We start from the raw sequence: 21,306 nt of genomic DNA on the forward strand, positions 1-21,306 counted from the left end.
CTCGGGGTAGTTGCCCCCCGGATCACGAATGTGCAACAGAACCGGCCACGGGGTGCGGTGGCTTGATCGGTAGTGCCACCATCGACGCTCAACGCGGCCGGGACGATCATTGGCGACCGCACATTTCCTGACGTCCGCCGGTCCCGGAGCACTGCGTGACTCCCCTCCCCAACCTCTTGGGACTATTCAATGCTGGACAAGTTGCAACAACGACTGGGACTCCGTACCGACTCGGTCATCTTCTTCGCTTCCGCGGCGCTGACGTTCCTCTTCGTCGTGACCACCATCGCGCTGACCGACCAGGTCGACAGCGTCTTCACCACGGCTTCGGACTGGATTCTCAAGAACCTGGGCTGGTTCTACATCCTCGGTGTCACCTCGTTCGTCCTCTTTCTGGTCTGGATCGCGCTCAGCCGCTACGGGCATGTCCGGCTGGGCGGCCAGGACACCCGCCCGGAATACAGCAACGGCGCGTGGTTCGCGATGCTCTTCGCGGCCGGGATCGGCACCATCCTGATGTTCTGGGGGGTCGCCGAGCCGATCAGCCACTTCGCCGACCCACCCGAGCAGGGCGTCAAGCCGGGGTCGGCGCACGCCGCCGAGCGGGCGATGGCCTTCGCGCTCTACCACTTCGGACTGCACACCTGGGCGATCTTCTGCCTTCCGGCGCTGGCCTTCGCCTACTTCGTCTACCAGCGCAAGCTGCCGTTCCGGCTGAGCTCGGTCCTGCACCCGCTGCTGGGTGACCGCATCAACGGCCCGATCGGCAAGACCGTCGACGTCACGGCCGTGGTGGGCACGCTCTTCGGTGTCTCCGTCTCCGTCGGGCTGGGCACCCTGCAGATCAACAGCGGTCTGAACGAGCTCTTCGGCGTCCCGGAGAACAAGCTCGTCCAGGTGGTCCTGATCGCCGTGGTCACGACCATCGCCACCATCTCGGTGGTGAGCGGCCTGGACAAGGGCATCAAGATCCTGTCCAACGTCAACATCCTGATGGCCGTCGGACTGCTGATCTTCGTCCTGCTCGCCGGGCCCACGCTCTTCATGGCCAAGGGCATCGTCGAGACGACCGGGACCTATCTGAGCTCTGTGGTGCCGCTGTCGTTCTGGAACGACACCTTCGCCGACACCGGCTGGCAGGGCAATTGGACGGTCTTCTACTGGGCCTGGACCATCACCTGGTCGCCGTTTGTCGGGATCTTCATCGCCCGGATCTCCAAGGGGCGGACGATCCGCGAGTTCGTGCTGGGTGTGCTGGCGCTGCCCACCGCCTTCACGGTGATCTGGTTCAGCATCTTCGGCATGGGCTCGTTCGACATCGAGATGAACGGCTCGGGCGGGCTGGTCAAGGCGGTCGTCGACGAGGGGGATGTCCCCGGAGCGCTCTTCACCTTCCTGGAGAACTACCCGGCGGCCACCCTTGTCTCGGCGCTCTCCGTGCTGATCGTGGTCATCTTCTTCACCACCTCGGCCGACTCCGCTTCCATGGTGGTCGACATGCTCTGTGAGCGGGTGGACGAGACGCTGGCCAGCCCGACCCGGCAGCGGGTCTTCTGGGCCATCACCCAAGGGGTGGTCGGTGGCACCCTGCTGGCTGCCACCGGAAAGAGCGGCCTGGACGCCTTGCAGCAGGTCATCACCGTCATCGGACTGCCGTTCTTCGTGATCGCCTTCGTGATGATGTTCTCGCTGCTCCGGGCGCTGAAGACGGACTTCCCCGATCTGGGCCGCGACCCGCTGGCCAAGCAGCCGGCGGAGGCGAAGGCCAAACCGGCCGAGCCCGCGGACGAGGTCCCGGGGTCGGTGGTGGACCCGGTCGGTTGAAGGCACGTTCCGGGTGCCGATGCCGGTGCCGGTGCCGGTGCCGGGCCGGAAGCCTGCGGCCATCCGAACCCCGCGCGCGTCGGGCGGCGTTCAGCTCCGGCATCCAGCACGCGGCTGTGCGCCGACGTAAGACCTGAAGCAACGCGCGGAGTCAGTGGGGCCGGCCGTACCGAGGCCGGCCCCACTCGACGGAGTACAAGATCAACCTTCTCGCACCGGCCGTCGGTGACCGCCTGGAGGCCGAAGGGACGGTTCTGAAGTCCGGGCGGACGCTGACCGTGTGCCGTCTTGAGGTGTTCGGTGTCCAGGACGGCCGGCGGAAACTCGTCGCCACAGGTCAGCAGACCCTGATCTGCCTGGGAGACCGTGCGTCCCAGTAGGGTGCGGCCCCATGTCCGGACTCTTCGAGCGCCTCCGCCGTCAGCGCCCCGCCCCACCGCCGTACGAGCCGCCGCTGTCCACCCACCAGCTGTGGCTGGTCTCCCTGGCCGCTCCCGTGAATCGCAGCCCCGAAGCCTCACGCACCACGCTGTACCCCTTCCGCTCCCGCGACGACGCGGCGGCCGAGCGGTGGCTGCGCGAGCAGTGGGAGATTCCCGACCGCGACGAACTACTGCACAGGCTGGCAGGTCTGCTGGAGGACGGCTACCGGGCGCCGCTGCGCGAGCAGACCGGGAGAGATCCGTTGGCGTGGGACATCGCCCTCTATACCGACGTCGTCCGCAAGGGCTACGCCGCCGGTCACTTGGACGCGCCGACCGCCTGGAACCTGCTGCGCGCCACCGTCATGCCCACGGTCGCCGCGTACGACTCGTGGCACGAGTTCGCGACTGACTACCTGCTGGTGCGCAAGGTGTGGATGGAGGGCCTGCGCGGGAGGGCGGACGAGGACTTCCCGGCGCCGCAGGCCGTCTCGGACGCCCACCTCCGTGCCCTGCTGGACCCCGCGCAGCACGCCAGCCCCTGGAACCGCGCGCCTTGGCATGTGATCAGCCTGCCCGACCGGCCCCTGTGAGCCGGTGACCTGTGCGGTCGGCTGGTCGGGAACCGTCCCGGCAGGTCGTCGTACGCCGCGAGGGTGATCCGGCCGGCAGTGGTCCAGGGACATGGCGGCTTGGTCGACAGACCTCCGCTCTGGCATCATAAGCAACCGGAACAACGTTCCGGAGGTGTCCCGGCCCACGTTCCGCCGGGCGGTTCGGTGGCGGAGGGAGCGGCCAGGTGAGCGGCAGCGGCGAGGGCGCGGCACGCGCGGCCCGGTCCAAACGGGCAGACGCGCGGCGCAACGAGAAGAGCCTGCTCGACGCGGCCGCAGCGGTGTTCGTCACCTCGGGCGTAGAAGCGCCGGTACGCGACATCGCCGCCGAGGCCGGCGTCGGTACGGGCACGATCTACCGCCACTTCCCGACCCGCGCCGACCTGATCATCGCCGTCTACCGGCACCAGATCGAGGCGTGCGCCGAGGCCGGTCCCGCGCTGCTCGAAAGCTGCGCGACGCCGTACGAGGCACTGGGCCGCTGGATCGACCTGTTCATCGATTTCCTGGTCACCAAGCATGGGCTCGCCGCCGTACTGCAGTCCGACAACACCGGATTCGACGCGCTGCACGCCTACTTCCTCGACCGTCTCCTGCCCGTGTGCGCCCAACTGCTCGACGCCGCGGCCGACTCCGGTGAGATCCGGTCGGACCTGGATGCCTACGAGTTCATGCGCGGCGTCGGCAACCTCTGCGTGGGCGCCGAGCACGACCCCCGCTACGACGCACGGCGGCTGGTCGAGGTCCTCGTCGCTGGACTGCGCCGAACACAGTGACAGCGACAGGCGCGCCTTTGTTGGCACCAAGCTGGGGCGGCTCGCTTCGTACGGCGCCGGCGGCGATTTCCAAGCCGCCGCCCCCGTCCATCCATCGCCTGATGGCCGACGCGCGGGGCGGGGCGGGGTGCCGGAGTGCGAAGGTGTGTACATGATCGAAGCGCACAATCCGCTGCCCCGCATCACCGAGCGGGTACCGCCGCCCGCTGAGGCAGTCGACGGGAACGGCAACTGGGCCGTCGTGGAGCAGGAGTTGGGCACCCGGCTGCCTGACGACTACCAGCGGCTGGTGGAGACCTACGGCCGTGGCGACTTCTGGGGGGCGCTGTGCCTGCGCACCCCGTTCGGCGACGACAACCCGGTCCGGCTGGAAGGGAATCTCCTGGAGGACTTCGGTCCCTCGCGCGAGCTGTTCCCCGAGCAGCACCCCTACCCGCTCTTCCCGGAACCGGGCGGGCTGCTGACCTGGGCGGTGACCGAGAGCGCGGCGCAGTTGTGCTGGCTGACCGAGGGGGCTCCCGAGTCCTGGCCGGTGGTGATCTGGTCGCGCGACAACGACTACGAACGGTACGACTGCTCAGCCGCCGCGTTCCTGGACCGGTGGGTCAGCGGCCGTATCACCTCGGAGCTCCTGCCTCGCGAGGACGGTCTCGCCCCCTGGTTCGACGCGGCGATCGACCGCGACCACGTCTACGTCCGCCTCGGCGAGGGCCCCCTCCCCTACCCCGAGCGCCTGCGAATCCTGCGTGACGCCCTCGCGCCGACCTCGGACCGCGGCAGCTACGCGTACCAGGGCAACCGCCAAGACCACTTCGCCGTCACCGGAACCGGCTGGCAACTGACGTATGAGACGGCTTACGGGCATCAACTCCGCGTGGCTTTCCCGCCCGCCGACAGCGAGGCGGCCCGTGAGGCGGTCATGGCCGCCGTCGGCCTCATGGGGTGCCCGGTGGAGTCCGTCTCCACCGTCCACGGCACCTCGTCCTGGGAGCCGGGCTCGGAAGTCCGGCCCTGACCCGGGCCGCGCGCGCCGTCACCCGAGCCGCCTGGCCAGCACCTGCCCGGGCCAGGACCCGACCATGAAGCGGTCGGTGGGCGCGAAGCCGTTGCGCTCGTAGAAGGCGACCAACTCTCCTCCGCCACCCGCCCAGCAGTCCACTCGCAGCAGCTCCACGCCTGCCCGCCGGGTCTCCTCGGCGGCATGGACCAGCAGCGCGGCGCCGACGCCCCGCCCCGCGTAGCGCCGGTGGGAAACCAGCAGCCTGACGTACCGCTCGGGTTCCGCGGCCGGCGGGATCGGCATCCGCGGGCTGGGGCCGCTGTCGAGTACGAGCGCTCCGACAGCGGTGCCGCTCAACTCCGCGATGTACGGCGAGAGTTCGGTGGTGTATCGCTGGACCCGTGCCACTCCGCCGGACTTGTGCGAATACGGTGTCGTGCCCCACTGCTCGGTGTTGCCGCGCTCGTTCATCCAGGCGACAGCGGAGTCGAGCATGTCCAGGATGGCCGGTGCGTCGGCCGGACTGCCGGGTCTGATCCGTATGCCGGCCGGCGTCCCGGCTGTCTCGTTCGTCTCGTCCCTCTCGTCCACGGAGGCAGCTTAGGCACCCGGTACCCGGCTGACGACGACGCGCCAGCACCGGACTCCCCCACCCGGCCCGGCCCGTGCATGGAAGCCTTGGGCCGCGGGCCGGGTTTTCCGGCACACGCGGCACATCGGGCACACAAGGACGGAGGGCCGCAGGATGGCGCAGGACGTCGATGTGGTGGTGATCGGCATGGGCGTGGGAGGTGAGCACGTCGCCGGCCGACTGGCGGAAGCGGGCCTGGAGGTGGTCGCCGCCGAGGCGGAGCTGGTCGGCGGCGAGTGCCCGTACTGGGCGTGCATCCCCAGCAAAATGATGATCAGGGCCGGAGATCTGCTGGCCGAGGCCCGGCGCGTGCCCGGTATGGCCGGGGACACACAGGTCGCCCCGGACTTCGCGCCGGTGGCCGACCGGATCAGGGACGAGGCCACCTCGGACTGGGACGACAAGATCGCCGTGGACCGCTACACCGGTAAGGGCGGCCGCTTCGTGCGCGGCCGCGCCCGGCTGGCCGGGCCGGGGAAGGTCGAGGTGGACGGGCAGGGATTCACCGCCCGGCGTGGCGTGGTACTGGCCACCGGAAGCCGTCCGCAGGCCGCGCCGGTGCCGGGTCTTGACCAGGTGCCGTACTGGACCAACCGCGACGCGATCTCCGCGACCCGGCCGCCCGCCTCGCTGCTGGTGCTGGGCGGCGGCGCCGTCGGGCTGGAGCTGGCCCAGGTCTTCACCCGGTTCGGCAGCCGGGTGACCGTCGTCGAAGCGTCGGACCGGCTGCTGTCGAAGGAAGAGCCGGAAGCCGGAGCGCTGCTCGCCGACGTGCTCGGCCGTGCCGGCGTCACCGTGCGCACAGGGGCGCGGGCCACCGAAGCCCGCCACGGCCCGGACGGCTTCGCGCTGACTCTCGACGGCGGCGAGACACTCCATGCCGAACAGCTGCTGATGGCCACCGGCCGACGGGCCAACCTGTCGGGTCTCGGCCTGGAGACGGTAGGGGTCGACCCGGAGGCCCGGACGCTGGAGGTGGACGAGCAACTGCGGGCCGGCCCCGGGCTCTGGGGAGTCGGGGATGTCACCGGCCGGGCGCTGTTCACGCATGTCGCCATGTACCAGGCCGAGATCGCCGCGCGGGCGATCCTGGGGGAGCCCGGGCCGGGCGCCGACTACCGGGCCGTTCCCCGGGTCACGTTCACCGACCCGGAGGTCGGCGGGGTGGGGATGACCGAGGCGCAGGCCCGGGAGAGCGGCCTACGGGTCCGTACCGGCACCGCGCAGGTGCCCTCCTCCTCGCGGGGCTGGATCCACAAGACGGGCAACGAGGGGCTGATCAAACTGGTCGAGGACGTCGACCGCGGGGTCCTGGTCGGGGCCACCTCCGTCGGTCCCGCCGGTGGCGAGGTGCTCTACGGCCTCCAGGTCGCGGTCCAAGCGGAGGTCCCCGTCGACCGGCTGCGCCACATGATGTACGCCTATCCCACCTTCCACCGCGCGGTGGAGAGCGCCCTCGCCGACATCCGGGAGTGAGGACGGTCCCCTGAGCCGCACCGGTGCCGCTCAGGGGCGCCCCTCCGCGACTCCGCTCAGGGGTGCATCCGCGCTCCCTTGACGACCTTGTCCACCGCGTTGCGAGGGCCGTGGACGGCCACGCCCACCAGGTCGAGCTGGTCGGTGCCCACCGCCCGTACGGCCGCCCGGTTGTCCCGGTCGTTGCCCGTGCCGAACAGATCGGAGGTGAAGACGGCTCTCGGCAGCGCCCGGGACAGCGCACGGCCGTGTGCCGTGGTGAGCATCTCCTTCGTGGCCTCGAAGACCAGCACGGGCTGGCGGAACATCGGCAGATAGGCGACGCCGTCGGCGTCCTCGTACGGCTCGCCGATCACCTCGGGCGACACCGTGCCGAACCCGCTGACGAGAAAGGAGGCCACATTCAGCCGCTGCCAGGGCTCGAGGTCGTCGCGCAGCAGTACGGCGATCTTCGTGTCGAAACGGACTGGCGCGTTCCCGGCTCCCGCGACGGGACCGGCCGTAACTCCGACCCCGGTCTCATTGCTCGTTCTCATGCTGTGAGACTGCAGGCCGTACCCGGGCGCCGTCTTGTACGTTCTTTGCATGGCGCACCGGCAGGAGATCTCCGCCTGGCGCCCGACGGTCCCGGGCGTCAGTGAGGTCTTCCACGCCCACTACACCGAGCACTCCTACCCCATGCACGTCCACGACGCCTGGACACTGCTGATCGTCGACGACGGTGCGGTCCGCTACAACCTGGACCGCCATGAGCGAGGCACCCCGAACGACACCGTCAGCCTGTTGCCTCCGCAGGTTCCGCACAACGGCTCGCCTGCCACTTCCCAAGGCTTCCGCAAGCGTGTGCTGTACCTGGACACCTCGCAGCTTGACGAGAGTCTCATCGGCCCGGCCGTCGACGGTCCCGACTTCACCGACCCCGTCCTGCGCAGACGTATCGGACAGCTGCACACCGCCCTCGCCGGCCCGGGCGACGAACTCGAGGCGGAGAGCCGACTGGCCCTCATCAGCCGGCGCCTGCACGAGCTCCTGCGTCCCAGGCTGGCCGTTACCGGCAGCCCGGTGCCCGACCGTGGCGTCGCCCAGGGGCTGCGCGACCTCCTCGACGAGCGGCTCCGCGAGGGCACCACGCTGGAAGAGGCCGCACGCGTGCTCCACGCCCACCCCGCCCACCTCGTACGGGCCTTCAGCGCCACGTTCGGCATCGCGCCCCACCAGTATGTGACCTCACGCCGCGTCGATCTGGCCCGTCGGCTGCTCCTCGAAGGACAGCCGCCGAGCGAGGTGGCGACCGCGGCCGGCTTCTACGACCAGTCCCATCTCACCAGGCATTTCAAGCGCGTCCTGGGTGTCGCGCCCGGCCGCTACGCCCGTACGGGAGCGCCTCGGCCGGGCGGCGCGCGCCGACACTGACGCCTCTTCTTCCCGGCGTCTCTCCCACTTCCCTGCGGCGGCTGCCGGTGAGCGCGTCCGAAAACCGGCCTTTCCAGCGGCGGACCTGCCAGGTACATACCAAATGGGTCCCAGGAGCGGCATCAGCGCGCCGGGCACCAGCGCTCGGGCCGCGGCCCCCTGGCCCTCGTACGCGGACTGGACACCCCCGCTCGAAGGAGACAGTCATGGCTCGAAGATCCCTCAAGGCCACGGTGGTGACGGCAACGCTGTTCGCCGCCGCGTTCTCCGCCCAACCCGCTCAGGGCGCGCCCAGCATGATCACGGACCCGCCGCCGGACAAGATCGTCATCGATGTCGCCACGGTCAACGGCTCCGGCTGCCCCGAGGGAACCGCCAAGGTCGCTGTCGCCGAGGACAACACGGCCTTCACGGTCACCTACAGCGACTACCTGGCCCAAGTGGGGCCGAACTCGAAGCCCACCGACCGCCGGAAGAACTGCCAGCTCAACCTCATCGTGCACGTACCGCAGGGGTTCACGTACGCGATCGTCAGCGCGGACTACCGCGGCTACGCATACCTGCAGCCCGGGGCCAGCGGCCTGCAGAAAGCCTCGTACTACTTCCAGGGGTCCTCGGACACCGCGGCGACGAGCCACCCGTTCAACGGACCGCGGGACGGCAACTGGCAGGCCACCGACTCCACGGACTGGGGTCAGCTGGTGTGGAAGCCGTGCGGCGAGCAGCGCAACTTCAACGTCAACACGGAGATCCGGGTCGACTCCGGCACCTCGGACCCGGCCAAGACGAGCTTCATGACCATGGACTCCACCGACGGGGACATCAAGACGACCTACCACTTCGCCTGGAAGACCTGCCCGACTTCCTGACGTCCGAGTGGCGATGCTGCCTGCTCCGCGGCTGACCGCGGAGCAGGCCCGCGGCAGGGCCCATGCGAGCGCGGTTGGCCGAACGTACCCGTGAGGTCGGGTCCCTGGACCGTCTTGAGGCGCACCCGTCGACGCGATCGCTCACCGAGGGGCGAGCGCAACGGCCCCGGCCGGGCGTTGGACGAACAGGGCGGAAGGCTGCTGGAAATCGGGAGGCGCGGCGAATCGGAAGATCGTATTCTGACGCGATCAGCGGTGCCGGCGGCCGGACCCACAGCGCCGGGGAGCGGAGGATACCGATGCTGGGAGTGGCGAACCTGCCCGCCTACGCACTGGGGACTCTGCTGATTATTGTGCTGCCGGGGCCGAGCTCGCTCTACACCCTGTCGGTGGCGGCACGGCGCGGGGTGCGTACGGGCTACCGCGCCGGGGCGGGCGTCTTCCTCGGTGAGATGGTTCTGATGCTGCTGGCGGCGGCGGGCGTGGCCTCGCTGCTGCAGGCCAATCCGGTGGCGTTCGCCGTGGTGCGGTACGCGGGAGCCGGTTACCTCGGGTGGATCGCCCTCGGTATGCTCCGCGCGGCCTGGAAGACGTGGCGCACCAGGAAGGAGCCCGCCGACGGCCCGCAGACCCCGGAGGAGCCGGCGGTCGAGCGCCCGTTCCGCCGGTCCGTACTGATCACGTTGCTCAACCCGAAGGCGATTCTCTTCTTCATCTCCTTCTTCGTGCAGTTCGTGGACCCTGCCTACCCGTATCCGGCGTTGTCCTTCGCGGTGCTGGCGGTGGTCTACCAGTCGATCAGCGTCTGCTACATCACGGCCCTGATCCTCGGTGGTACCTACTTGTCCGCGCAGTTCAGGCGGCGCAAGCGACTGTCGGCCGGCCTCACCACCGGTGCGGGCGCCCTGTTCTTCGGCTTCGCGGCGAAGCTCGCCACGGCCGGGGGCTGAGACAGCGCGGGACCGCGCGCCGAAGGCCGAGGTGGTCTGCCCACGCGAGCCGGCTCCCGCGGCCTGCTCATGCGGTTTGCTCACGCGTCGGGGAGGCCGTGGTGGTGGTACCGGACGCGGCCTCGGCGCAGCGGCGGGCCAACCGCGCGAAGGCGTCCTTGAGTTCGGGCGGCCCGACGACCTCGATGCCGGCGTCGAACCTGGCGATGGTGGCGGCCAGTCCGGGCCACGACCACGAACCCAGGACGAGCCGGCAGCGGCCGGGGGCGAGCTCCTCGACGAGTCCGTCACGGGCGTAGCGGGACACATCGGCCGCTGGCAGGTCGAGGATCACCTCGCCTCGGCAGGGCCAGTCCCCGGGGCCGTCCGCACCCCGGAACCTTCCGGCGACGAAGGCGGCCACCTCACCTCCTCCTGGGAGTTCGCGCGGCGTGAAGCGGGGCCCCGTGGGGGTGCGTGGCGCGATCCGGTCCGCACGGAAGGTGCGCCAGTCCTGGCGGTCGAGGTCCCAGGCGAGGAGATACCAGCGCCCGCCCGAGGTGACGAGGTGATGGGGCTCCGCCCGCCGCAGCGTGGTCTCAGCGCCGCTCCCGTCCGGCCCTGTCCCTCCCGGATGTGCGGAGGTGTAGTCGAAGCGCAGCACTTCGCGGGCGTGGACAGCGGCGCTGAGGGCGATGAGCACACTGCTGTGGACCTGTGGGTCCCGCCCGGCCGCGGGGCGCTCGACGGCGGTCACCCGAAAGGTGTCGATCCGGCGGCGCAACCGGGCGGGCATGACCTGCCGGACGGTCGTCAACGCGCGCGCCGCGGCCTCCTCGACGCCGGCCCCCGTCGCGGCCGCGGCGCTCTGCAGTGCGAGTGCGAGGGCCACGGCCTATTCGTCGTCGAACAGCAACGGGGGCAGTTCGCGCCCGGCGTCGAGCCGGTAGCCGCCGTCGGGGCCCTTGGTCGCCACGATGGGGTAGCCCAACTCGCGCAGGCGGTCGACGTCACGCCGGACGGTGCGCGGACTGACCCGGAGCCGCTCGGCCAGCAGCGCACCGGGCCAGTCCCGGCGTGCCTGCAGCAGCGAGAGCAACGACAGCAGGCGCGCTGAGGTCTTCTGCATGTGCCTCATCCTGCCCCGGGAAGCGGTCAGAAGCTGACCGCTTCTCCTGCCACCGTGCTCACCGAGCGGGGCGAAACCCGGCGCCCCGGCATCCGACCGACGAACGGAAACCCGACACTGTGCGAGAACTCATCCCCCACCCCGGACGAGGAGAGGGCGAGCTGCCGACCAGGTACGTACCGATCGGCACACCCGGAGCGGACACCGGTTACGGCGGTCGGTCGTCCGCACCGCCCCTCCGGCCGGTCGACGAGCACGTGGCGGTGAGGTGGTGACTGTGCTGGACAACCGGGCGCTCAACCGCGCGACTCTCGCCCGGCAACTGCTCCTCGACCGCGCCGACATGCCTGTAGCCGACGCCGTCGCACACCTCGGCGGGCTGCAGGCGCAGGAACCCCAGGAGCCGTTCACCGGACTCTGGTCGCGACTGCGCGGCTTCGACCCGTCGGTCCTCTCGGACTCGCTCGTCCGGCGGCGCGTGGTGCGCACCCATATGATGCGCCGCACCGTTCACCTCCTCACCGCCGACGACGCGCTGGCCTGGCGCGCCCGTCACGACGCCATGCTGCGTCAGCGGGTGCTCGGGGTGTACCGCCGCGACTTCGAAGGAGTGGATCTCGACGAGCTCGCCGCGGCGGGGCGGCAGGTGATGGCGGACGGCGAGCCTCGTACGACGTCGGAGCTCGTGCGCGTACTGGCCGAACGCTGGCCGGCTCCCAGGAAACGGGCACTGGGCGAAATGCTGATCCCCGCTCTGCTTCCGGCGGTGCAGACGCCGCCGCGCGGCCTGTGGCGCGCCAAGGGCGGAGTGCGCAACGCCCTGCTCACCTCCTGGCTGGGGCGGGAGATCGACCCACCGGCCCGCGACGGCTCCGATCCGGCCGGTGCGGCCCTGGTACGCCGCTACCTGGCTGCTTTCGGCCCCGCCGCATCGGCCGACCTGCGCGCCTGGTGCGGACTCGCCGGGCTCCCGGCCGCGGTCGCGGCGGTACGCGAGGAGTTGGTCGCCTTCCGCGACGAGCGGGGCAGGGAGCTGCTGGACCTTCCTGACGCGCCCCGGCCCGACCCCGGCACACCCGCGCCTGTGCGGTTCCTCCCGGCGTTCGACAACGCGCTCCTCGGCTACCACGACCGCGGCCGGATCATCGATGACGCCGACCGCGGCCTCTCGGTCGCCGGCGCATGTGTCGTCCTGGTCGACGGACGGGTCTCCGCCACCTGGACCGACGAGGCCGGCACCGTGGTGGTCACCCCGCTGCGCGGCCTGTCCCGAGCCGACCGCGCCGCCGTCGCCGAGGAAGGGGAGGCGCTGGCGCTGTTCCTCTCCGACAACACCGCCCATCGGGTGCGGATCGCCGCAGAACCCCACTGACCGGCGCAGGCCGCCCGGCAGGCGCCACGTGCTGTGGCCGGTCAGTGGCGCACCGGAACGCCGGGCGGCATGTGACACAACGCGCAGAGTGCGGGCGGAGTGTCGTGGCATACTCCAAAAAAGCGCCCTTTCCGCCCGGGAGTCACCAGCTCGGGACCGGAAGCCGGCGCACAGGTGCAGCGTCGGCCCGGTGGGCGCGGCGCTCCGGCACCCCGCCGGGCACGCCGCAGGCTCGCCCGGCGACGGTTTCCGCCCATGACGCCGGATGCCGACACCGACGCCGAAGTCGGTCCGTCAAGTTGATCTCCCGCTCCGTCGACTTCCGCGCCCATCCGCACGACCGCCGCGGTCCTGCCCCGACCGGGCCGATGCCCTGACGCCATGGCCCGGCGCCCCCTCCCCCATGGAGTACCACCCGATGAACACCCGCCGTACCGTCCTCGTCTCCACCTCCGCGCTCGCTGCCGTCGTCGCGGCCGGTGGTGGCGCCAACGCCCTGATCGAGCACAAGGCCGAGGCACGCGCGGCCGAGGAGGTCCAGTGCCGCCTGGGCTCGGCCGACGGAGTCGAGGCGGAGCTCACGGACCCGCTGGCCGGGTTGAAGACCCTCACCGGCCGGGTCGGCACACTGCACCTCAGCGCGGACAAGGTCGAGCACGAGGGAACGACTTTCGCCGTCGACGCCGCCCTGCACGGGGTGTCCACCGACGGCACCGCCGACTCGGGCTCGGCCACCGTCACGGTGGGCTACGACGAGATCGCCAAGCGGCTTCCCAAGCAGGTGCGGGGGATGAAGCCGGGTACGGACGGTGAGCATCTGACGCTGTCCGGCCCCGTGGCCGGCACCGGCATCCCCGTGACCGTACTGAACACGGTCTCGGCGAACCCCGACGGGCTGACCATCGCCCCCGACAGCGTCCGCGTCCTGGGCCAGCAGGTGAAGCTCAGCACACTGACATCGCTGCCCGGCATGGACCGCTTCGCCGACCAGCTCGGTCCCCGCAACGTCGGCCTCGGACAGCTCCCCGAGGGGGTACGGACCACCGGCGCCAAGGCCACGGACAAGGGGCTCGCCCTCAGCTTCCAGTTCTCCCCCGACCTCCTGAGCTCGTCCGACTCCGACACCTCGGACACCTCCTCCGGCTGTGAGAACGGGGAGGCCGAGAGCGGCAACGCCTGAGGCGTTCGCGTCCGCTGAGGACCTCGGTGCGTGGTGTGAACGCGCTGCGGTGGCGGAGAGCGGAAGGGCCTGACGCCGTTCGGGTGAGCAATCCGGGCGACAAGAAGGGAATCAAGGCGTCCGGCCGGGCGACCCGCATGTCGGAGTTCGTCGTGCTTGCATGCTGAGAGGCGTGCGAGCGGTAGGGAGGCGCCGGGTGCAGTGGCTTGTCACGTCTGCGGGGGCATTGATGGTGCTCGTCACCCTGCGGGATGTCTTCCACACCTTGTGGCATCCCACCCGGCACGCGGGCCTGAGCAGATACGTCATGAGGGGGCTGTGGGAGCTCTCCGCGCGGCTCGGATCGCATCGGCGGGCGGCCGGGATCGTGGGGCCGCTGGCCATGGTGACAGTGGTGGGCACCTGGGCCTTCACCATCATCCTGGGGTGGGCGCTGATCTACTGGCCCCATTTGCCGGAGGCGTTCTCGTTCGCGGCCGGGCTGAAGCCCGAGAAGCATTCCGGGCTGCTGGACGCCCTCTACGTTTCGATGGTCACCGTGGCCACGCTCGGCCTCGGTGACATCGCGCCGAGCGCCGGCTGGCTCCGCATCGTCGGTCCCGCCGAGTCGCTGGTGGGTTTCGCTCTTCTGACAGCGACCGTCTCCTGGATTCTCGGCATCTACCCGGCGCTCACCCGCCGACGCGCCTTGGCGCTGCGGCTCTCGCAGCTGAGGAGGTCCGGCATCTCCGCGCAGCAGTTCGAAGGCGCCGCCGGTGCGGCCCTGCTGGAGAGCCTGGCCGCCGATGTGTCACGGGTCTCCGTGGACTTCGCGCAGTACGCCGAGTCCTACTACTTCCACGACGGCAACGACCGCACCTCACTCGCCGTCAACATTCACCACGCGGCCGAACTCGCCGACCAGGGAAGGCGCGCCCGGCACCCCGACGTCAGAATGACGGCCGCGGTGCTCTCCAGAGCCCTTGAAGATCTTGCGGACATCCTCGACCGCCGCTTTCTCCGCACCGGCCGGACGGAGCCGGATGTCTTCCGCGCTTTCCTGGACGATCATGGCCCCAGCGGGCCCGGCCTCGGGTGACGCCACGGGGAGCGCCGCTTTGGCCAGTCGGAGGTCACGTTCCCTCTTGATGGGGTCTGATCGTCAAGTCCTCTCTTCTTCGGCGACGTCGGCACCGCCGGATTCGCCAAGGGCCGATTCTTGCTCCTCCGCAGCCAGTGGAGCGAGGGGCCGATGGTGCACCTGGTGCCCGCACGGCGGGGCCGACCCCTCCGGAAGACAGCGCACCAGCGGCCCCGACCAGACCGCGCCCGTCCCCACCGGCACCAGGTACAGCCAGTCGGGGCCCGGCTCCCAGGATGGCGTACTGGGTGAGGCCGCCGTCGGCCTGCTCGGTGACCAGATCCTCGATGAGGCGGGCGCGGGCCACGATGGCCGCCCGGAACAATGCGGTGGCGTGCGGGTCCATGGTCGCCGGAACTGTCCTTCGAGCAGTGGCCGGCGAGTCCGTGTCCGTGACGCGGCAGAGCGAACGGAGGAGGGCCGCGTTATCCGGCCAAAGACCGCGCTGTTCGGCTAGCCCGTCCTTCCCACCGTGAGTAGCGTTCCGGGTACCAGGCGTCAGAAGCCGTGCGGTGCCGTGTAGTTCTCACCGGGTGGGATGCGCGCGGAGCGGTCGGCGGCGGCAGCCTGGGGCCGCCACGTGGCTGGGGATTCGGGGGATCCCAGCGCCGGGCGGCGAGGCCCCGAGCCGACACTCCGGCTCGGGGCCCTGCTTGTACGTGTCCGCTCCGTGCCCTGTGCCGCACGCAAGGAGGATCAGTGCCCTACGCGACCGTCAACGGGATCGAGTTGTACTACGAGGATCACGGGGCCGGGCAGCCGCTGATCCTGCTGCACGGCTGGGGCACATGCGGTCAGGTCTGGAGCGCGCAGCAGGCGGAGTTCACCCGCGACCACCGGGTCGTCACGCCGGACTGGCGGGGGTGCGGCCGCTCAGCACGGCCGACGGGCGGCACCACGATCGCCGAGAACGCGGAGGACGTCCTGGCACTCGCGAAGACACTCGGGCTGGAGGGGCCGGTGCTCGTCGGATGCTCGGCCGGGGCCGCGATCGTCCTGGAAGCGGCCAAGCGGGCACCCGAGTCCGTCCGAGCGGTGGTCGCCGTGGACGGGCCCGGCTACTGGCCCGCCGAGCGGAAGGCGGAGCGGCTCGTCGAGCTGCGGCAGGCGCTGCGCACCGACCGCGCTGTGACGGTCCGGCAGTGGGTCGTGGACTGGTACGGGCCGCTGGCCGACCCGTCACTGCCGGAGTGGACGGCCCAGCAGATCCTGGAGTCCTCGGACTGCATCGACGAGATACTCACCGACGCGGTGCGCAACAACCCGCGCGAGACCATCGGGGAACTCGCCGTCCCCGCTGTCTTCGTGCACGGGAAGCTCGACGCCGAGATCCCCGCCGAGGTGTCCGAGACGCTGGCGGGGCTCGCCCCCCACGGCGAGGCGCACATCATGCGGGAGTCGGGCCACATGCCGCATGTGGAACAGCCCGCCGAGTTCAACGCGCTGCTGCGGTCCATACTCCGGCGTCTGGCCGCATCCCGTCCGTCCTCACCCGCCACAGCCGACAGCGCCGACACCGCCGACACCGCCGACAGCGACTGACGCCCCGAACGGGTACAGGCCCGAACGTGTACAGCAGCAACGGTCACAAGAGCGATACAGCAGCAGGGCCCCGAGCCGGAGATCCGGCTCGGGGCCCTGCCGTACAGCGCTGGGGTCCCCCGACCCCCGAGCGCGGTACGGCTCCAGGACTTGGCCGATACTGGCCCATGTGAACTCCGTGGCGCCGAACGGCATTTGACTCCTGGGATTCAGAACGTTACTCACTGTGGAAAAAGCAGGCTAGCCGCGGAACGCGGTCCCTGGCCGCATAACGCGACGGTGAGTGAGGAAGCTTCGATGGACGCGTCCGCTGCCGATGAGAGCCGGATGCGGACGCTGGTCCGCAGCGACGATCTGGATGAGACGCGAGAGCTGATCAGTACCGCCTACAGCCCCTACGAGTTGCGTGCGCTGAGCAGACCCCAGGACTTCTCCGCGTGGTACGCCGAGGGCGGCTTCCCCGGAGTCACCCTCTCCGCGCTGAGCTACGGCACGGAGACACTGGTGGCGCCCCAGCCGCTGACCACGTATCTACTGGTCTGCCAGGTCCACCGGGGACGGGTGCGGGTCGAGTCGCCCGGGCGCGAGGAACAGTTCGTCGACACCGGGGACACCTATGTGCTCGATCCGCACCGGCGGTTCAAGGTCTTCTGGAGCGCCGGGGCCCGGATGACGACGCTGCGGCTCTCCCGTGAGGTGGTGGACCGGGCGGCGGGCGAGGCGCTGGGGCGCGAGGAGCCGGTGCGGGCGCGGTTCGCCCTGGGCGGTGCGGTCTCGGCGGCAGCGGCGGAGAGCTGGTCGGGGATCTCAGCGGCGATTCACCGGGAGGTGATGGTCGGCGGCGTCGCCCACACCAGCCCCCTGGTCGCAGCGCAGCTGACCCAGACGGCCGCCGCGGCGCTGATGGCCACCCACCGGCTGCTGCCGGACTCGGAGCCGGTGCGGCGCATCGGCGGTGTGGCGCACCCCGCCGTCCGCAGGGCCATCCAGCTCATCGAGGAAAGCAGCGACCAGCCCCTGACCCTCTCCGACCTCGCCGCGGCAGCGAGGCTCAGCCCCCGGGCGCTGCAGGAGGCGTTCAAGCGGTACTGCGGCCGAACGCCGCTGGCCTATCTCCGCGAGGTGCGGCTGGAGCGGGCCCACCACGACCTGGTCGCGGCCGACGCCGACGGGCCGGTCACCGTCGCAGAGATCGCTTTCCGCTGGGGGTTCTCCAACCTGGGCCGCTTCGCGACCTGGTACCGCCGGCGCTACGGGCACGCGCCCTCCCTCACCCTGCGGATGTGAACGATGACCGGGCAGCCGGTATGCGCCGGAATGGAGAACCCGCGCGATACTTGCCGTTCCAATTCAGCCGAATATAACCTGAGGCGCATCGAAGCAACGCCGAGCACGCGTAAGCGCGCGTAAGCACTCCGAAGCACGCCGAAACCGAAAGGATGCGGTTCGTGGGTAGTGGTGCGCACTCCGATGCCCCTCTGGTCGGCACCGTCGTCGCCGAGGAATTCGCTCGCTGGAGCCCCGAACTGCGGAAGGAGTTCGAGAGCAACGAGCACAACGGCCGGATCGGCCAGCAGCTGCTGAAAGAGACCGACTCGCTGCGGATCTGGGAGACCCGACTCCAGCCGGGCGAGCGCGTTCCGGTACACCGCCATGTGCTGGACTACTTCTGGATAGCCCGCACCGGTGGCCGGGTCCGCCAGCATTTCGGCGACGGCACCACCCGGGAAATCTCCTACACTCGCGGACAGACCCAGCATTTCCACATCTCCGAGGGCCGCCACCACCTGCACGACATGAGAAACATCGGCGACGAGGTCCTGTCATTTCTCGTCGTCGAGACCAAGGACGGAGAAAACGAACCCGTCCGGCTCGGGTAACGGAATTCACGTCGGTCTCCGGCCGGGCAGAACCCCGGCCGGAGACGCCGTCGCGAAAATCGAAGAGCGCACAGAGCAGCGCTCACGAAGCAGCGCTCACGAAGCAGCGGAGAGTGCTTCGAGCAGCGCAGCGTTCGCGCGCCGGTTCCCGATGGAGATACGGCAGGTCGCGGGAACCAGGTGCCCGGTGTCGGCGACGAGGATGCCCGCACCGCGAAGTCGCTCGACGACGCGCTGGTGCTCGCGCAGGCGGACCAGCAGGAAGTTGGCGTCCGAGGGGAACACCCGCTCCACCGCGGGGTGAGCGGCCAGAGCCGCGGCCATCCGGTCCCGTTCGGCCCGGATGAGCCGAATACTGGCGAGCGGCCGACGCGTGTTGGTCAGCCGGTCCCGCACGGCGTGCTGTGACGCGTTGGTGAAGCCGAAGGGCACCTGGACCCGCCGCAGCGCGTCGATGAGGCCGGGGTCGGCCAGCGCGATCCCGCAGCGTGCACCGGCGAGCCCCCACGCCTTGGAAAGCGTCCTGAGGACGATGAGGTTGTCGTGCCGGGCCACCAAGGGTGCGTACGAGGGCTTCTCACTGAACTCGACGTAAGCCTCGTCGATCACCACCAGCCCGCTGCTGCGCGCCACCAGGTCGCGCACCCGCTCGGGGTCGAGTCTCGTCCCGACGGGGTTGTTCGGGTCGCACAGCACCGTGACCCGCGCGTCGGCGGCCAGTATCCGTTCCGCGTCGAGCTCGTTCAGGTCGTCACCGCGCAGCGGCACCTCGACGACCGGCAGGCGCAGGACGCGTGCGAAGTGCGCGTAGAGCTCGAAGGTGGGCGGGGTGACACAGACCCGCTCGCCGGGCGAGGCCAGGGCTGCCAGCAGCAGCATGACGCCGTCGACCGCCCCGCTGGTGAACAGCAGATGGTCCGGACTGAGCGCATCGAGACCGTCGTGTCCGGGCAGCGCGGAGAGGGTGGCGAGACAGGTCCTGGCGAGCTCTGCCGTGTCGAGTTCGGGATAGTGGCTCTCAGGGGCGAGGAACGGGTTGGTGTTGCCCGACAGGTCGACAAGGTCGAACCGCGGCCGGTGGCGGAAGCGGGCCGGTCCGGGAATCGGCACCGTCGCCACGGAAGGCGCCGCGAATGGCGAGAGTTCGCGCTCCTCATCTCCCTCTTCCGCCGGATGCGCGAGGCCGGGTGCGCGCAGCCAGTGGTCGAGGGGGACGAACAGATCGGCTCCGAGGCGCCGCGCGCGCGGGGCGTCCCCGCTGCCGAGGTGGACCCATTCCAGCCCCGAGCGCCGGGCGTGGAGGTAGAGCTGGTACAGGGACGCCAGGTGCAGATTGCGCCGGGCGGCCGGGTCGTTGTGATCGGTCGCCTGAGTGAGGTGGTAGATCCCCCGCCCGTTGTGGGACGTGGTGAGGAGCCCGGCCTGCACCACGGTGTTCTCTCTGCGGCGTACGAACATCTCGGTGCGCCGCCCCGGCACGCTGTGTGCCAGCGCGTCGAGGGCTTCGGCGTTGTACGGGCTGTGAGAGCCACCTTGGCGCTCGACGTGGCTCTGGTGGAGCTTGACGAAGGCGTCTCGCGCCCACGCCTTCCCAGCGAGCTCGCCGAGCGGTATCCGCTCCCAGGTGAGGTCGCGGGAGACCGCACGATGGCGGCGGCGCAGGTCGCGCAGCTGCCCCGCGCCGACACGGTTCCGCAGGACGTCGTCGACCTCTCCGGGAAGCCGGACGACGCATTCGCTGCCGGCCGCGACGGATACGAAGCCGGCTGCCCGCAGCGCGCCGGTGTCGTCGCTGCGGCGTACGCGAGGCACCAGGATCTGCGGCACGTCCAGCGCTTCGGCACGGCGGACCAGCTCGTCCACGGCGTCCGGGCTGGGGGCCGGGCTGGTCGGCGCGTACGGGGCCCCACCGCCGATCAGAGTGGGACGCTCAAGTGCTGCCGGTTCCAGGGCTTCCCACGCCTCGGCGCCCCGGACCGGTCCTGCGCCGTCGCCCCGGTCCAGCCGGATTCCCACGCTGTGGCCCAGCCGGGCCATGGAGCACACCGGCGCGCGGGACCGGAGGGCAGCGCACAGCACGTGCTGAAGTGCGTCGACATCTGCGGACCTGCGCATGCTCGATCTCCACTTCTCGTCGTCACTTGGGTGTCCCAGCCGGGTGCGCGTCGAGGTACGCGTCGATGCGGTCGCGGTACTCCTCGAACAGTTCGGCCAGAGTGCGGGCGATGCCGGCCTTCCAGCCGACGGAGCAGTCGCCGATGAGACGGCGGCGGCTGCTGTGGTCGAAGATCGCCGTCTCCCTGCTGTGGTCGCCTCGGTCGAGGTGGACCGGAACCCCGGTGAGCGCGGACATGTACTCCAGCAGGTCGGTGATCCCGACCTCTTCGTCACCGCCCCAGTTCACGACCCGGGCGGGCGACTGCGCCGCCTGCCACAGCAACGGCACCTGGCGCACGACATCGTCGGTGTGCAGCAGGTTGCAGTAGTTCTGCCCTTCGCGCGGCACCGCGCAGGGCTCTCCGGCGCGCAGCTGGTTGAACAGGATCACCGGTACGCCGCCATGACCGTACGGTCCGTAGGCGATGTTGAGCCGCGCGATCACCGCGGGCAGCGCGAGGGCTTCGGACAGGCCACGCACCACCCCTTCCGCGGTGATCTTGGCGACGGGGTAGGTGGGCAGCCAGGGCGCGGCCCCGCCCAGCGGGTCGCTCTCCCGGTAGCGGTGGGTGCTGTCGGCCCTGTTGTAGACCACCCCTGACGAGACGTACAGGAACGATTCGGCTCTGGCGCAGTGCGTCATCAGCCGCGCCGTGCCCACGGCGTTGCCGCGCGCGGTCTCCTCGAAGTCCGTCCCGTCGCCCCGGTGCACCGCGGAGTGCAGTACGTGCGTGAAGTCGTCGGGCACGCCGTCGAGTTCGTCGGTCGCCATGTCCCAGGTGACGGTGTGGGCACCCAGTTCATCAAGGGCCTTGCGGGCTGGCAGGTCGCCGAACCGGCCCAGGCACCACACCTCGTTTCCAGCGGTGAGCGCCTCGGCCACGGGCCTGGCGACCTGCCCGGTTCCCCCCGTGATGAGAATCTTCTTGCCTCGCATGTCAGCGGCTCCTGATCAGGTCGGCGGGTTTCCGG

18 protein-coding genes and 3 pseudogenes are annotated in these 21,306 nt (G+C 70.5%); 15 read left to right on the plus strand and 6 right to left on the minus strand.

Annotated features, from left to right (window positions below; translation table 11 throughout):
• The first annotated feature begins 189 nt into the window (after positions 1 to 189).
• From JW592_RS01145 to JW592_RS01165, 5 genes and pseudogenes are all read left to right on the plus strand, one after another.
• Complete coding sequence (locus JW592_RS01145; RefSeq protein ID WP_229374973.1) at positions 190 to 1,824, plus strand: BCCT family transporter; 1,635 nt, start codon at positions 190 to 192, stop codon at positions 1,822 to 1,824.
• Between the two features lie 185 nt (positions 1,825 to 2,009).
• A pseudogene (locus JW592_RS01150) lies at positions 2,010 to 2,204 on the plus strand (PaaI family thioesterase); the annotation flags it as partial.
• Positions 2,205 to 2,215: 11 nt separating this feature from the next.
• Positions 2,216 to 2,839, plus strand: a complete 624-nt coding sequence (locus JW592_RS01155; RefSeq protein WP_209262906.1) for a DUF1266 domain-containing protein — start codon at positions 2,216 to 2,218, stop codon at positions 2,837 to 2,839.
• 206 nt (positions 2,840 to 3,045) lie between these two features.
• On the plus strand, positions 3,046 to 3,636 hold the full coding sequence (locus tag JW592_RS01160) for a TetR/AcrR family transcriptional regulator (protein ID WP_209262907.1): 591 nt from the start codon (positions 3,046 to 3,048) through the stop codon (positions 3,634 to 3,636).
• Positions 3,637 to 3,787: 151 nt separating this feature from the next.
• Complete coding sequence (locus JW592_RS01165) at positions 3,788 to 4,651, plus strand: SMI1/KNR4 family protein (protein ID WP_209262908.1); 864 nt, start codon at positions 3,788 to 3,790, stop codon at positions 4,649 to 4,651.
• A gap of 18 nt (positions 4,652 to 4,669) precedes the next feature.
• On the opposite strand, the gene JW592_RS01170 is transcribed toward JW592_RS01165, so the two are convergent.
• Positions 4,670 to 5,131 (minus strand): GNAT family N-acetyltransferase, encoded by a 462-nt coding sequence (locus JW592_RS01170; protein WP_209263127.1) that lies wholly within the window; start codon positions 5,129 to 5,131, stop codon positions 4,670 to 4,672.
• A 250-nt stretch (positions 5,132 to 5,381) separates the two neighbouring features.
• On the opposite strand from JW592_RS01170, the gene JW592_RS01175 reads away from it, so the two are divergent.
• On the plus strand, positions 5,382 to 6,743 hold the full coding sequence (locus tag JW592_RS01175; RefSeq protein ID WP_209262909.1) for a dihydrolipoyl dehydrogenase family protein: 1,362 nt from the start codon (positions 5,382 to 5,384) through the stop codon (positions 6,741 to 6,743).
• Between the two features lie 56 nt (positions 6,744 to 6,799).
• On the opposite strand, the gene JW592_RS01180 is transcribed toward JW592_RS01175, so the two are convergent.
• Positions 6,800 to 7,279 (minus strand): DUF2000 domain-containing protein, encoded by a 480-nt coding sequence (locus tag JW592_RS01180; RefSeq protein ID WP_229374974.1) that lies wholly within the window; start codon positions 7,277 to 7,279, stop codon positions 6,800 to 6,802.
• Positions 7,280 to 7,328: 49 nt separating this feature from the next.
• Between JW592_RS01180 and JW592_RS01185 the strand changes: the two genes are divergently transcribed.
• The 3 genes from JW592_RS01185 to leuE all read left to right on the plus strand — a co-directional run bounded on the left by JW592_RS01185 (position 7,329) and on the right by leuE (position 9,975).
• Positions 7,329 to 8,156 carry an AraC family transcriptional regulator gene (locus JW592_RS01185; RefSeq protein ID WP_209262911.1) on the plus strand — a complete coding sequence of 276 codons (828 nt, stop codon included), beginning with the start codon at positions 7,329 to 7,331 and terminating at the stop codon, positions 8,154 to 8,156.
• Between the two features lie 206 nt (positions 8,157 to 8,362).
• The gene (locus JW592_RS01190) at positions 8,363 to 9,025 is read left to right on the plus strand and encodes a DUF4360 domain-containing protein (protein WP_209262912.1); all 663 of its coding nucleotides are present in this window, start codon (positions 8,363 to 8,365) and stop codon (positions 9,023 to 9,025) included.
• A 299-nt stretch (positions 9,026 to 9,324) separates the two neighbouring features.
• Positions 9,325 to 9,975 carry a leucine efflux protein LeuE gene (gene leuE, locus JW592_RS01195; protein ID WP_209262913.1) on the plus strand — a complete coding sequence of 217 codons (651 nt, stop codon included), beginning with the start codon at positions 9,325 to 9,327 and terminating at the stop codon, positions 9,973 to 9,975.
• A 67-nt stretch (positions 9,976 to 10,042) separates the two neighbouring features.
• Here the strand turns inward: leuE and JW592_RS01200 are convergent.
• Positions 10,043 to 11,083 (minus strand): annotated as a pseudogene (locus JW592_RS01200) (helix-turn-helix transcriptional regulator).
• Between the two features lie 271 nt (positions 11,084 to 11,354).
• On the opposite strand from JW592_RS01200, the gene JW592_RS01205 reads away from it, so the two are divergent.
• From JW592_RS01205 to JW592_RS01215, 3 genes are all read left to right on the plus strand, one after another.
• Positions 11,355 to 12,455 (plus strand): winged helix DNA-binding domain-containing protein, encoded by a 1,101-nt coding sequence (locus JW592_RS01205; RefSeq protein WP_209262914.1) that lies wholly within the window; start codon positions 11,355 to 11,357, stop codon positions 12,453 to 12,455.
• A gap of 418 nt (positions 12,456 to 12,873) precedes the next feature.
• A complete protein-coding gene (locus tag JW592_RS01210) occupies positions 12,874 to 13,635 on the plus strand; it encodes an LmeA family phospholipid-binding protein (RefSeq protein ID WP_209262915.1) in 762 nt (253 codons plus the stop codon).
• A gap of 196 nt (positions 13,636 to 13,831) precedes the next feature.
• Positions 13,832 to 14,713: a potassium channel family protein gene (locus JW592_RS01215; RefSeq protein WP_307805250.1), complete on the plus strand. Its 882-nt coding sequence runs from the start codon at positions 13,832 to 13,834 to the stop codon at positions 14,711 to 14,713.
• A gap of 265 nt (positions 14,714 to 14,978) precedes the next feature.
• Here JW592_RS01215 and JW592_RS32405 read toward each other — a convergent pair.
• Positions 14,979 to 15,101: pseudogene (locus JW592_RS32405) on the minus strand (class I SAM-dependent methyltransferase); the annotation flags it as partial.
• A gap of 353 nt (positions 15,102 to 15,454) precedes the next feature.
• Between JW592_RS32405 and JW592_RS01225 the strand changes: the two are divergent.
• The 3 genes from JW592_RS01225 to JW592_RS01235 all read left to right on the plus strand — a co-directional run bounded on the left by JW592_RS01225 (position 15,455) and on the right by JW592_RS01235 (position 18,177).
• Entirely contained in the window at positions 15,455 to 16,297 is an 843-nt protein-coding gene (locus JW592_RS01225; protein WP_209262918.1) for an alpha/beta fold hydrolase, read from the plus strand.
• Between the two features lie 297 nt (positions 16,298 to 16,594).
• Positions 16,595 to 17,584 carry an AraC family transcriptional regulator gene (locus JW592_RS01230; protein ID WP_229374975.1) on the plus strand — a complete coding sequence of 330 codons (990 nt, stop codon included), beginning with the start codon at positions 16,595 to 16,597 and terminating at the stop codon, positions 17,582 to 17,584.
• A 152-nt stretch (positions 17,585 to 17,736) separates the two neighbouring features.
• Positions 17,737 to 18,177, plus strand: coding sequence for a cupin domain-containing protein (locus JW592_RS01235; RefSeq protein ID WP_209262919.1), 441 nt, complete (start codon positions 17,737 to 17,739; stop codon positions 18,175 to 18,177).
• Positions 18,178 to 18,273: 96 nt separating this feature from the next.
• On the opposite strand, the gene JW592_RS01240 is transcribed toward JW592_RS01235, so the two are convergent.
• A complete protein-coding gene (locus JW592_RS01240; RefSeq protein WP_209262920.1) occupies positions 18,274 to 20,292 on the minus strand; it encodes an aminotransferase class I/II-fold pyridoxal phosphate-dependent enzyme in 2,019 nt (672 codons plus the stop codon).
• A gap of 22 nt (positions 20,293 to 20,314) precedes the next feature.
• Positions 20,315 to 21,271, minus strand: coding sequence for an NAD-dependent epimerase/dehydratase family protein (locus JW592_RS01245; RefSeq protein ID WP_209262921.1), 957 nt, complete (start codon positions 21,269 to 21,271; stop codon positions 20,315 to 20,317).
• Positions 21,272 to 21,306: the final 35 nt, after the last annotated feature.

Origin of the sequence: Streptomyces spirodelae (genome assembly GCF_017676385.1) — a bacterium.
Taxonomy (GTDB): domain Bacteria; phylum Actinomycetota; class Actinomycetes; order Streptomycetales; family Streptomycetaceae; genus Streptomyces; species Streptomyces spirodelae.